This window comes from Luteibacter sp. P1_D3, assembly GCF_056406135.1.
Window position 1 is genome coordinate 25,687 of sequence record NZ_JBFUAT010000024.1, and the last position, 12,283, is coordinate 37,969.

The following is a 12,283-nucleotide window of genomic DNA, read 5'->3' on the forward strand; positions in this document are numbered from 1 at the left end:
CGATGCCTTACTTGCCAGCCTCAACCGGCGCCAACCTCAAATCCTGAAAATCGAAGCTGAAGTCCGTCAGCGGCGACACCGGCTCCATGCGCACTTCGCGCACCTTGCCATCCGGATCGAGATCGAAGTTCACGAAGGCGTCGCCGTTGAGCGAGCGATCGGTCCAGTGGGCGATGAAGGTGTCGTGCTGCCAGGGATCGAGGGTGCCGGTGAGCTGGGCCGTTTTGGTGAAGCTCATCACCAGCTTGCCACCCTGCTTGCTTACCTTGACGTCGCCGTACCAGGGGTCGCGATACGTGCCCACGTAGCCATCCAGCGGCAGTGACGGCTTTGAACCCTTCGCGCGGGCAGCTTCGTGCTTCTTCATGCTGTCGTCGGCATTGCCTTCGGACTTGCGCACACCGGCAGCGTAAGCCGCGATCCAGTCCGTCTTTGGCGCATCCGTGTACGCATCGAGGGCGCGCATCGTCACGGCCTGGAAGGCGGCACCGGACTCCTGGTTGGTCAGCACCACGATGCCGAGTTTCAGGTCGGGCACGAGGGTCACGCGCGAGACCATGCCCGGCCAGCCGCCGGTATGCCAGACCAGCTTGTGACCGCGATAGTCGGAGACGAACCAACCTTCGCCGTAGCCGGAGAAATTCGGCTTGGCCGCCTTGAGCTCGGGCACGCTGGGATCGGCGATGCGGATCGGCGTCAGCAGGGACCACATCTCCTTCTGGCGCGCCTCGCTGAAGAGACGCTGCTCCTTGCCGGCGCTGTCCTTGTAGACGCCGCCGTCGAGCTGCATCGTCATCCACTTGGAGAGGTCGTGCACGCTGGAGTAGATGCCGCCAGCCGCCTGGTTGTTGTTCCACGACATCGGCTCGACCGGCTTGAGCTCCTTGAAGTTGAACTTGGCGTGGCCCACGGCGATGTCGTCACCCGCGCCGATGTGCTCGGGTGCGTGCGTCTGCGATTCGGTCATGCCCAGCGGGGTGAAAATACGCTGGGTGATGAAGTCGGCCCAGGGCTTGCCCGAGACCTGCTCGATCACCAGGCCGGCCACGGCGAACAGGATGTTGTCGTAGTTGTACTCGGCGCGGAAGCTGTTGGTCAGCGGCACATAGCGAAGACGCTGCACCACTTCCTGCGTCGTATAGGTGGTCGCGGGCCAGTACAGCAGGTCGCCCGCGCCGAGGCTGAGACCGCTGCGATGCGCGAGCAGATCGCGAACGCGCATCTCGCGCGTGACATAGGGATCGGACATCTGGAACCAGGGCAGCCGATCGATCACGCGATCGTTCATGTCGAGCTTTTTCTCGTCGGCGAGGATCGACAACGAGGCGGCGGTGAACGCCTTGGTGTTCGACGCGATGGCGAACTGCGTGTGCGCGTCCACCTTAGCCGGATCGCCGAGCTTGCGCACGCCGGAACCCATCTCGAGCACGATCTTGCCGTCCTTGACGATGGCCACGGCGATGCCGGGCACGTCGAACTGCTTGCGCGTGGCGTCGACATACGCGTCGAAGTCGGCCAGGTCCATCGGCCGTGCCACCGTGCCGGGGGGAACGGACACGGATGTCGCGTCCTGAGCTTGCGCAGCGAGTGCGAAGGCGAAGCTGGTGACGCCGAAGGCGAGGAGATAACGAAGACGCGGCATGGGGAGTCCCGGCAGGAAAGAACGTGCCGGGACTATTCCATGCCGCGACGATCCGCGAAAGACCCTTTCAGGCCTTGCTCTTCTGGCTGAAGAGCACGCTGCCCAGGATGATCGCGCCGGCCAGTGCCATCGTCGGGGTGAGCGCCTCGCCGAGGAACATCCAGGCCCAGGCCACACCGAACAGCGGCACGAGGTAGGTCGACGTCGCCGCACGCGGTGCGCCGATGCGCTGGATCAACCGGAAGTAGAAGGCGTACGCCAGGCCCGTCGAGAGGACGCCGAGGGCGACGACGGCGATCCACGATTTCGTTGGGATCGGCGCATCCGGCCACGTCAGCGCAGCCAGCGGCGCCATGAGGATCGTGGCGCCGAGCAGGCATCCGGCCGCCACCGCCGTCGGCGGCAGATCGGAGAGGTAGCGTTTGATCAGGTTGGCGGCGAGGCCATAGCAGAACGATGCGGCCGCACCGGCGAGTGCGGCCGGGGCGACGTTTTCACCAGCGGTACGCCCGCTGGCGAGGATCACCACGCCGACGAAACCGGCGACGAGGGCGATGGCCTTGCGCGTGCCGATCTTCTCGCCGAAACCGATGAAGGCCACGAGTGCCGCGAACAGCACCGTCATGCTGTTGGCGATGGCGCCGATGCCCGCCGGGGCGCGCTCGGCACCCCACGCGAACAGGGTGAACGGCAGCGCCGCACTCAAGGCACCCAGCACCAGCATCTTCCAAAGATGCGAAAGGCGAATCGCCTTGCGCGCCCGCCACAGCAACGGCAACAGGATCACCGAGCCGAACAGCAGGCGCGTGGCGACCATGGGAAACGGGCCGAAGTCCTTCGCGGCGACGCGCATGAAAAGGAACGAGCCGCCCCAGATGGCACCCAGGGACACCAGCTCGACCGGCGTGCGCCAATCGCGTTCGGCGACCGGGCCCAGGGAATCCGCGGGAGGGTTGATGGCGGTCGACATATGAACCTCGCTTGTGGCTGACCTTCATTTTCGCTGGAATGGCGCGCCGGACAAGCGCATTCTTTGCAAGCCAGCCTCTCATTTGATTCAGCACTCCCCATGCGATCTGCCCTCCTCCCTGCCCTCGCCGCCTTCGCTTCTGCCGCCCGACACCAGAATTTCGCTCATGCGGCCGAGGAGTTACACCTCACTGCCAGTGCGGTGAGCCATCACGTGCGCAAGCTGGAGACCGCCCTGGGTGTGAGCCTGTTCCAGCGGCATGCCCGTGGCGTGGCGTTGACCCCGGAAGGACGCCTGCTCGCCGACGCGGCCGGCTCGGCACTCGCGGAGGTCGAAGCCGTGCTCGACAGCCTGCGCCAGCACCGACGCGATAACGGCCTGCGCCTGAGCGTCTTGCCCTCGCTGGCGGCGAACTGGCTGACCCCGCGGTTGCGGCGCTTCGTCGAGGCGCACCCCACCGTACGCCTGTCCATCGATACCGACCGCTCGCTCGTGCGCTTCGACGAAGGCGGGCCCGATCTCGGCATCCGCTACGGCCTGGGCCAGTGGCCCGGCCTCACCGCGCGCTTCCTGATGGACGATTCGCTGCAACCGCTGGCTTCGCCGGAACTGGCAGCGCACATCGCTTCACCCGAGGATGTCGCCACCCTGCCCCTGCTCACCGACATCGCACCGGAGGGGTGGCGCGAGTGGTTCAAGGCGGCCGGCGTGCGCTACCCGCGTAGCGGCACCATGCATACGCTCAGCGATTCGGCCGATGGCCTCAACGCCGCGGCGTCAGGCCTGGGCGCCGTGCTGGCGCGCACGCGGCTGGCATCGGCCCACCTTGCCGATGGCCGGCTCGTGCGCTTGCCGGGACCGGAGCTGCCGACACGCTACGCCTATTACCTGGTGCATTCCGCCCATCGACCGCCGACGGCGGCAGCCCTGGCGTTCATCGCCTGGGCTGAGCGTGAGACGCTGGAGCCTCGCGTTTAGGCAACGCCTCAAGCGACGCCGACGAAGCCACCGGTCTGGTGTGCCCACAGACGCGCATACAGGCCGCCGCGGGCGATCAGCTCCGCGTGCGTGCCGGTCTCGACGATGGCACCGTGCTCCATGACCACGAGGCGATCCATCCGCGCGATGGTGGAAAGGCGATGCGCGATGGCGATCACCGTCTTGCCCTGCATAAGCGTTTCGAGGCTTTCCTGGATGGCCGCTTCGGCTTCCGAGTCCAGCGCCGAGGTCGCCTCGTCGAGCACCAGGATCGGAGCGTCCTTCAGCAAGACCCGCGCGATCGCGATGCGCTGGCGCTGGCCACCGGACAGCTTGACCCCGCGCTCGCCGGCGTGAGCGTCGTAACCGGTACGGCCCTCGCCGTCGGACAGCAAGGGCACGAATTCTTCGGCACGCGCCTTGCGCACGGCTTCGAACATCTCCGCATCGGTCGCATCGGGACGCCCGTACAGCAGGTTGTCGCGAATCGAACGGTGCAGCAGCGACGTGTCCTGGGTGACCACGCCGATGTTCGAACGCAGCGACTCCTGGGTGACCTTCGCGATGTCCTGACCGTCGATGAGGATATGCCCCTCTTCAAGGTCGTACAGGCGCAGCATCACGTTCATCAGCGTGGATTTACCCGCACCGGAAGGACCGACCAGGCCGATCTTTTCGCCGGCCCGGACGATGAGGTCGAGGCCGCCGATGACGCCACCGGCCTTCCCGTAATGGAAGTGGATATCGTCGAAACGCACTTCGCCCCGGGTCACCACGAGCGGCTTCGCGTCGTCGCGATCGACCACGGTACGCTCCTGCGCCAGCGTCGTGATGCCATCCTGCACGGTGCCCACGTTGTCGAAAATGCCGTTCACGACCCACATGATCCAGCCGGACATGTTGCTGACCCGGATGACCAGGCCCACGGCGAGTGCGACCTGCCCGGTCGATACGGTGCCACGCGACCACAACCACAAGGCCAGCCCGCTCGTACCTGCGATCAGCAGGCCGTTGAGCGAGGTGATCGAGACGTCCATCGAGGTGATCATGCGATTGGACGAGCGCACCTTGTCGGTCTGCTCGAGCATGGCCTCACGCGCATAGGCTTCCTCGCGGTTGGTGTGCGCGAAGAGCTTCAGGGTCATGACATTGCTGTAGCCGTCGACGATGCGGCCCATGAGCTTGGACCGCGCTTCCGAAGCTTTCCAGGAACGCTCCTTCACGCGTGGCACGAAGAAGAACAGCATGCCGATATAACCCGCGATCCACAGCACCAGCGGCAAGGCCAGCAGCAGATCCGCCTTGGCGAAAAGGTAGATCGAGGTGCCGGCGTAAACCGAGACATACCAGAGCGCGTCGACTACCTGCACGGCGGACTCACGCAGGGACGGCGCCGTCTGCATGATGCGATTGGCAATGCGGCCGGCGAAGTCGTTCTGGAAGAACGACAGGCTCTGCTTCAGGACGTAGCGATGGTGCTGCCAACGCACCATGTTGGTCATGCCGGGGTTGAGCGTCTGGTTCACCAGCAGGTCGTGCAGGCCGATCGACAGGGGGCGCAGCACCACGATGACGAAAGCCATCCAGAGCAGCGTCGTGCCGTGGGTCTGGAAGAACACGGCGGCCGGGGTCTTCTGAGCCATATCGACAGCACGACCGAGGAAGTCGAACAGGGCGACTTCGATCAGGGCCACCGCCAGGCCGACGACCAGCGCAGCGGCAAACACCTTCCATACCTGGCGCAGGTAGTAGATGTAGAAGCGAACGACACTCTTCGGCGGCGCCTTGTCCGGCGCTTCGCGAAAGATGTCGATAAGGGATTCGAACCAGCGAAATATCATGCCGTCATTCTAGCCCTGTTGGACGTCACCGGCATGGGCGGGACCCGACGGTGCTCACGCCAGGGTTTCGCGGATCCAGTGGCGGCCACCGGCGATCGCCTGCACGAAGGCTGCGGCCATGGCCTCGCTGGCCTTGCCCGTGGTCGTCACCACGCCATGCACCGTCCGCCATTTGCCCGCAACACCCTCCCCGCCCGGCAGGGTCGCGAGAAGCTCCACGCCGGCACCGCTGGCCGCGATGGCTTTGCAGTGACGCCAGCCGTCCCGAATGAAGTCGTCGACTTCCCCATGCCGCTTGAGGGCATCCACACTTTTTCGGCCACCAGGGATGTAAATCGCATCGAAGAGGACGGAATCGCCTGTCCGGAAGCTGAAATCGGCTTCCACCGTATCGTGGTGCGAGAGGATCGCGCCAAGTTGTGGCGCGACGATTTTCACCCACGCCCCACCGGCTACCAGGGCCTCACGCACGATGGCAAGATCGGTGCGGTCATAGCCGTCGGCGAGAAGCACCGCGACCTTACGTGTAGCGATGCCGCGCTTGCGGTCGCTGGCCATGCTCAGTGCCGGCGAGACGGGTACATCGCGAGCAGGCATCCGTCGATGGAGCGGCACGGTGCCTTTGCGCGGCACCGGCAACCCCAGCCCCTTGCCGACGCTGGCCGCCATATCCTCGTCCACCTGGGCGAGCATGTACAACATGCGCTCCCGCACCGCGGGCGCAGCCACCTTCCCCAGCTCGAACTCGAGCGCATGGCAGATATGGTTGTACTCGGGTTCGGACTGGCTATGCAGGAACATCCGCGCCTGGGTGAAGTGGTCGAGAAAGGTCTCGCTACGCGCATCGTGGCCGTTGCTGCGATGGCGTCGACGTTCGGATGGTGAGCTCTTGTCGCGGTTGATCGGCAGCCGATGTCCATCGTCTCTTCCCAGGCGCAGCGTCTGGGCCCGCGCGTACGCCTCGACGCGGCCTTGCAGGAGGGGGTCATCGGACAGGTCGATCCCCGGCACGACGCGTCCCGGGTGGAAAGCCACCTGTTCGGTCTCGGCAAAATAGTTCTGCGGGTTCCTGTCCAGCACCAGCCTGCCGATGCGGCGAACGGGAACCACTTCTTCGGGAATCAGCTTGGTGGGATCGAGCAGGTCGAAGTCGAAGGCGTGCCGGTCCGTCTCATCCACCACCTGCACGCCGAACTCCCACTCGGGGAAGTCCCCTGCTTCGATCGCATCGAAAAGATCACGACGATGGAAGTCCGGGTCATTGCCGGAGATCTTTATCGCCTCGTCCCAGGTCACGGCATGCAGGCCGAGTACGGGCTTCCAGTGAAACTTGACGAAACGACGTTCGCCCGCGGCGTTGATCAGCTGGAAGGTGTGGACGCCAAAGCCTTCCATCATGCGATAGCTGCGCGGAATCGCGCGATCCGACATCGCCCACATGATCATGTGCATCGACTCGGGCATGCGCGAGATGAATTCCCAATACGCATCCTGCGCCGTGGCGGCCTGGGGCATCTCGTTGTTCACGTCGGGCTTGGCGGCTTGGATCAGGTCGGGAAAAGTCATCGCGTCCTGGATGAAGAAGACGGGCATGTTGTTGCCGACGAGATCGTAGTTTCCCTCTTCCGTATAGAACCTCACGGCAAAGCCGCGCACGTCGCGCGCAAGGTCACTGGACCCGCGAAATCCGGAGACCGTGGAGAAACGGACGAAGACAGGCGTACGCCGGCCCTGTTCGCGAAGAAAGTCGGCTCGCGTCAGCGACGCCATCGATTCGTAGGCTTCAAAATAGCCGTGGGCGCCGGCACCGCGTGCGTTGACGACGCGCTCGGGTAGACGTGCGTGGTCGAGCCGGTCGAACTTTTCGTGCAACGCTAATGCGTCGAACGGCGCTTTGCTCATGACTGACCCCATGCATTGGCAGCAGGTCGGTTATGGCAGCGCCCTCGTGAATCGAGGGTCAATACAATGCAAGAAGAACGCTAGATGCGGCCGTAGCGGGCCATCGCCCGATCGATGGCGACAAGGCCCAGGCCGAGCACGACGAACACCGCGCCAACCATCAACGCATTGAGCGCGACGACGGCGTAGCCTAGCTGCCCTGCATCCACGAACGGATACGGGTACTCGTGCACGACAGCGCCACGCAACAGGGTCCAGAGCAGAAACACCAGCGGGAACAGCAACCAGCGAAGCGCGTCACGCCAGGCCAGTGCGCCGTGCGGCAGGAGCGCCACCCACCAGAACAGGTACAGGAACGGCACGAGGTAATGGACGACACGATCGGCAATCAGCTGCGGGCCTTGAGGATGCCAGTGGCCGGCGAGGATCGTCGTGTAGATCAGGCAGGTCACCGCGATGCATAGCGCCGCGAGACCGCGCACGCGCGGTTGCCGCCAGAAGCGCAGCGGCGCCCAGTTGCCACCGGTCACCACCGACGTCGCTACCACCGCGACGAGCAGATTGGACAAGATGGTGAAGAAACTGAAATAGCGAACCGTGGCGTAAGCGATCGGCCCGGACCACAGGATCAACCAGTACTGCAACATCAATCCCGACCACGCGACCGCCGCGACGACGATCGCGTAGACATTCGATATCGCAGCGGTGCGTGGCGAGAGAGGCATCAGCCGCACTTCTTCGCGACAGGTGCGGCCACCACGGGCCAGCTGTTGTTCGAGCGGTCCCGGTCCGGAATGACATGGTCCGGGTCGATGGTGGCGGCGACGATCTTGCGCCCACCGGGCACGGTCAGATCGAAGCTCTTGTGCTGCTGCCAGGTTTCCACCGGCACGCGGATATCGCTCGTGCTCTTGTCGTCGAAGGTCACGCGTAGCGTCGCCGGCATCACCAGCTGGTCGCGATTCTCGATGGTCACGACGGACCCGTCGACCTTCGTGACGGCCATGTCCAGCTGCCAGTTGTTGGCATACCAACCGCGCCAGAACCACGAGAGATCCTCACCCGCCTCGCTTTCCATCAGGCGGAAGAAGTCGGACGGCGAGGGATGATGGTAAGCCCAGGTGGCGATGTATTTGCGGAACGCGGGATCGAAGCGCTCGGGACCGATGATCTGCTCACGCAACAACACCAGGCCGAGGGCTGCCTTGAAATACGTCGCGGGATGGCGGTATTTCTCCTTGACCATGTCCGCGCCGATCAGCAGGTTCGGCGCATCGGGATCCGCGAGCAACGGCAGGATCTCGTCGACCGGGTTACCGCCCTTGGGCGAGTACTCGCTGTCGCGCTTGGGAGCGAATTCACCGTGGTGGAAGGCATCGGCCTCATACACGTCGATGAAGGTGTTGAAACCTTCGTCCATCCACGCGTTACGACGCTCGTCGGTGCCGACGATCATCGGGAACCAGGTGTGGCCGATCTCGTGCGCGGTGACCATGTGCAGGGGTTTCGCCGGTGCCTTCATCGGATCGAAGACGATGCCCGGGTACTCCATGCCACTGGCCGCGGAGCCGGCCTCATTGACCGCGACCGGATAGGGGTACGGATACCACTTGGTCGAGAAATGCTCGACCGACGCCTTCAGGTATTCCGTCGAGCGGCCCCAGGAGTCGTTGCCCACGCTCTCCACCGGGTAGACGGACATCGCCAGCGCCTTCTTGCCCTCGGGCAAATTGATCCGCGCGGCATCCCACACATAGGCCGTGGACGCCCCGAAGGCGACGTCGCGGCTGTTCTTCATGCGGAACTTCCAGGTCAGCGTCCCCGTCTTGCTGGGCCGGCTGGCGGGATCGGTCACTTCGGCGGGCGTGCGGATCATGACCGTGGCGTCGCTCTCGCGGGCCTTGGCCAGGCGCTCGCGCTGCGTCGCGGTGAGCACGTCGTCCGGGTTTACCAGTTCACCCGAGCCGGCGACGATCATGTTCGCCGGTACGGTGATCGCGTAATCGAAGTCGCCGTATTCGAGATAGAACTCGCTGTTGAGGAAGGGAGCGGTATCCCACCCGCGCAGGTCGTCGTAGACGCACATGCGTGGATACCACTGCGCCATCTCGTAGATGTTGCCGTTCTTCGAGGGCGCGAAGCCGGTGCGTCCGCCGAAGTCGCCGGGCAAGTCGTAAGAATATTCGATCGTCAGCGTAACCTTGCCGCCGCGCGCCGCGACGGGTTCGGGCAGGCGCACCTGCATACGCGTGTCGGCGACGACATAGCTGGCCTTGACCGTCTTGCCACCCTGCTCGAGGGTCACCGTGGCGACGCGGTAGCCGTCGGTATGCTGCTTCGGCGTGCGACCCGAGGTGAAGTTGCCCCGCGCATCGGGCGTGTAACGGTTCTGGTCCATCTGCAGCCAGAGCACGTCGAGCGCGTCCGGGCTGTTGTTGGTGTAGTGGATGGTCGCCTTGCCCACCATGGTGTTCTTCACTGGATCCAGCGTGGCCGCGAGCTCGTAGTCGGCGCGGTTCTGCCAGAACAGCGGGCCCGGCATGCCGCTGCCCGAGCGATACGCCGTGGCCTGCTGGGGGTAGGTGAAGGGCGCGAAGGTCTCGCGCGGGTCGAAAGTCGCGGCCGAGGCGCCCAGCGACCCCGCGAGGGCAAGGCTGGCGATCGACAGGCGGGCAACGTTTTTCATCGGTAGCACCTTGGGGACGACCCCTCAGCGTAACCGGCAAACGAAGGCCGCCTCTACCGTGCCGAAAGTCAGGCCAACACAAGACGCGGGGTGCACATGCGGTTTACCATGGGCGTTGAATCCTCCTTCGGGCGCCTGTTCGCGCGCCTCATCCCTAGGTATACCTTGCATCGCGCCCTGGTATCCGCATATTCCCCACGTTGAACTCATCGAGGACCCCACGCATGAAAATCGGTTTGATCGGACTGGGCCGCATGGGCGGCAACATCGCCCGCCGCCTTATGAGGGACGGTCACCAGACCGTGGTTTACGACAACAACGCCGACGCGCGTGCCGCGCTGGCCAAGGACGGTGGTGAAGCCGTCGAGTCCCTCGAGGCCATGGTCAAGGCCCTGCCCTCGCCGAAGATCATCTGGGTGATGCTCCCCTCCGGTGAAATCACCGAGAACACCATCACCACGCTCAGCGGCCTGCTCGGCAAGGACGACATCGTCATCGACGGTGGCAACACCTTCTACAAGGACGACGCCCGCCGCGCCGAAGAGCTCGCCGCCAAGGGCCAGCATTACGTGGACGTCGGCACCTCCGGCGGCGTGTGGGGCCTGGATCGCGGCTACTGCATGATGATCGGTGGCGACAAGGCCACGGTCGATTACCTCGACCCCATCTTCAAGACCCTCGCGCCCGGCGCCGGTGACATCCCGCGCACGGAAAGCCGCGACGGCCGCGATCCGCGCGTCGAGAACGGCTACATGCATGCCGGTCCGGCAGGCGCTGGCCACTTCGTCAAGATGATCCACAACGGTATCGAGTACGGCATGATGCAGGCCTTCGCGGAAGGCTTCGACATCCTGAAGAACCGTGACGGCAAGCAGATCCCGGAGCGCGAGCGTTACAGCCTGGACATGGCCGACATCGCCGAAGTCTGGCGTCGCGGCAGCGTGGTGTCCTCCTGGCTGCTCGACCTGACCGCCAGCGCGCTGGCCAAGGGCCCGGAGCTCGACAACTACTCCGGCTACGTCGACGACTCCGGTGAAGGCCGCTGGACGGTCAACGCCGCGATCGAAGAAGCGGTCCCGGCCGAGGTGCTCACCTCCGCGCTGTTCGCCCGTTTCCGTTCGCGCCAGGACCACACCTACGCCGAGCGCCTCCTCTCGGCCATGCGCATGGGCTTCGGTGGTCACATCGAAGGCCGCGGCAAGCCGCCGAAGGAAAGCGAGCACTCGTAAACGCTCAAAGCCCCGCACACGCGGGGCTTTTCTATTCAGGCCTTACCGTCGAGCTGCCGCAATCTCTCCCGCCACCCCTCCGGCGTCTGCGGCTTGATAAACAAGGCCACGATGGGCAGGTTCGCCGCCTTCGTCCGCGCCTCGATCTCGCGCACGCACTCTTCGATTTCCACGGTGGTCAGGGCGTCGTCGAACGCCGCGGACAGCGCGACCAGGACGTGATCGGGCCCGACCTGCACCGTCAGCACTCCGTTGACCGCCTCGATCCCCGGCACCTCGCCAGCGATATTGCATACCTGCGCCAGCAATCTGGGCTGTGCTGGCTCGCCAATGAGCAAGGCCTTGCTTTCGCGCGCCAGCAGGCTCGCGGCGGCAGCAAGCACCACGGCGATGCCGACGGATGCCCAGCCATCGAGACGCGGATCGTTCAGCGCGTGGGACAGGTACACGCCGATCGCCGCGATGCCGAGGCCGAGCAAGGCGGCCGTGTCCTCGAACAACACGGAAAACGTCGTCGGGTCCTTGGTCCGGCGGAACGCTTCGAAATACCCGTACTTGCCCTTCTTCCGCTGCACGCTCTTCAGCGACAGCCACCAGGAGCTGCCCTCGAACAACGCGCTCACCGCGAGCACGATGTAGTTTGCCGTCGGATCCTTCAGCGGCTCCGGGGTCAGGATGTGGTTGACGCCTTCGTACAACGAAAAACCCGCACCTAACGACAGGACCAACAGCGCGACGATGAAGCTCCAGAAGTACAGCTCGCGGCCGAAGCCCAGCGGATGCTCACGGTTGGGCGGCCGTTGCGAGCGCTTCAGCCCGTAAAGCAGAAGCACTTCGTTGACGCTGTCCACCAGCGAGTGCACGCCCTCGGAGAGCATAGCCGAGCTGCCGGTGAGAGCCGCGGCAACGAATTTCGCCACGGCAATAGCGACGTTCGAGGCAAGGGCGACGAAGACGACGAGTCGGGAGCTATGGGCCATAGCCCCTAGTAAACCATGTGGGAGCAAATAAAAAGGCCGCGCTTTGCAGCGCGGC

Annotated in this window: 9 protein-coding genes; 2 read left to right on the forward strand and 7 right to left on the reverse strand. The window is 64.7% G+C overall.

Going from position 1 to position 12,283, the window contains the following annotated elements:
* Positions 1-7 precede the first annotated feature (7 nt).
* Complete coding sequence (locus tag AC1DYM_RS15600) at positions 8-1,642, reverse strand: serine hydrolase (RefSeq protein ID WP_477339830.1); 1,635 nt, start codon at positions 1,640-1,642, stop codon at positions 8-10.
* A 67-nt stretch (positions 1,643-1,709) separates the two neighbouring features.
* Positions 1,710-2,612, reverse strand: coding sequence for a DMT family transporter (locus AC1DYM_RS15605; RefSeq protein ID WP_125903082.1), 903 nt, complete (start codon positions 2,610-2,612; stop codon positions 1,710-1,712).
* 99 nt (positions 2,613-2,711) lie between these two features.
* On the opposite strand from AC1DYM_RS15605, the gene AC1DYM_RS15610 reads away from it, so the two are divergent.
* Positions 2,712-3,590, forward strand: coding sequence for a LysR substrate-binding domain-containing protein (locus tag AC1DYM_RS15610; RefSeq protein WP_477339832.1), 879 nt, complete (start codon positions 2,712-2,714; stop codon positions 3,588-3,590).
* An 8-nt stretch (positions 3,591-3,598) separates the two neighbouring features.
* Here the strand turns inward: AC1DYM_RS15610 and AC1DYM_RS15615 are convergent, their stop codons facing one another.
* The 4 genes from AC1DYM_RS15615 to AC1DYM_RS15630 all read right to left on the reverse strand — a co-directional run bounded on the left by AC1DYM_RS15615 (position 3,599) and on the right by AC1DYM_RS15630 (position 10,019).
* Positions 3,599-5,431 carry an ABC transporter ATP-binding protein gene (locus AC1DYM_RS15615; protein ID WP_477339834.1) on the reverse strand — a complete coding sequence of 611 codons (1,833 nt, stop codon included), beginning with the start codon at positions 5,429-5,431 and terminating at the stop codon, positions 3,599-3,601.
* A 54-nt stretch (positions 5,432-5,485) separates the two neighbouring features.
* Positions 5,486-7,333: a catalase gene (locus AC1DYM_RS15620; RefSeq protein WP_477339836.1), complete on the reverse strand. Its 1,848-nt coding sequence runs from the start codon at positions 7,331-7,333 to the stop codon at positions 5,486-5,488.
* Positions 7,334-7,413: 80 nt separating this feature from the next.
* Positions 7,414-8,058 carry a Pr6Pr family membrane protein gene (locus AC1DYM_RS15625; RefSeq protein ID WP_477339838.1) on the reverse strand — a complete coding sequence of 215 codons (645 nt, stop codon included), beginning with the start codon at positions 8,056-8,058 and terminating at the stop codon, positions 7,414-7,416.
* Positions 8,058-10,019, reverse strand: a complete 1,962-nt coding sequence (locus tag AC1DYM_RS15630) for a M1 family metallopeptidase (protein ID WP_477339840.1) — start codon at positions 10,017-10,019, stop codon at positions 8,058-8,060. Before AC1DYM_RS15630 ends, AC1DYM_RS15625 begins: the two co-directional genes overlap by 1 nt.
* Positions 10,020-10,243: 224 nt before the next feature.
* On the opposite strand from AC1DYM_RS15630, the gene gnd reads away from it, so the two are divergent.
* Positions 10,244-11,248, forward strand: coding sequence for a phosphogluconate dehydrogenase (NAD(+)-dependent, decarboxylating) (gnd, locus tag AC1DYM_RS15635; protein WP_477339842.1), 1,005 nt, complete (start codon positions 10,244-10,246; stop codon positions 11,246-11,248).
* A 35-nt stretch (positions 11,249-11,283) separates the two neighbouring features.
* Here gnd and AC1DYM_RS15640 read toward each other — a convergent pair whose 3' ends face one another.
* Positions 11,284-12,228, reverse strand: a complete 945-nt coding sequence (locus tag AC1DYM_RS15640) for a cation diffusion facilitator family transporter (protein WP_477339844.1) — start codon at positions 12,226-12,228, stop codon at positions 11,284-11,286.
* Positions 12,229-12,283 lie beyond the last annotated feature (55 nt).

Coding starts and splice junctions, on each gene's coding strand:
- AC1DYM_RS15600 (WP_477339830.1), bottom strand. CDS start 1,642: ATGCCGCGTCTTCGTTATCTCCTCGCCTTCGGCGTCACCAGCTTCGCC.
- AC1DYM_RS15605 (WP_125903082.1), bottom strand. CDS start 2,612: ATGTCGACCGCCATCAACCCTCCCGCGGATTCCCTGGGCCCGGTCGCC.
- AC1DYM_RS15610 (WP_477339832.1), top strand. CDS start 2,712: ATGCGATCTGCCCTCCTCCCTGCCCTCGCCGCCTTCGCTTCTGCCGCC.
- AC1DYM_RS15615 (WP_477339834.1), bottom strand. CDS start 5,431: ATGATATTTCGCTGGTTCGAATCCCTTATCGACATCTTTCGCGAAGCG.
- AC1DYM_RS15620 (WP_477339836.1), bottom strand. CDS start 7,333: ATGAGCAAAGCGCCGTTCGACGCATTAGCGTTGCACGAAAAGTTCGAC.
- AC1DYM_RS15625 (WP_477339838.1), bottom strand. CDS start 8,058: ATGCCTCTCTCGCCACGCACCGCTGCGATATCGAATGTCTACGCGATC.
- AC1DYM_RS15630 (WP_477339840.1), bottom strand. CDS start 10,019: ATGAAAAACGTTGCCCGCCTGTCGATCGCCAGCCTTGCCCTCGCGGGG.
- gnd (WP_477339842.1), top strand. CDS start 10,244: ATGAAAATCGGTTTGATCGGACTGGGCCGCATGGGCGGCAACATCGCC.
- AC1DYM_RS15640 (WP_477339844.1), bottom strand. CDS start 12,228: ATGGCCCATAGCTCCCGACTCGTCGTCTTCGTCGCCCTTGCCTCGAAC.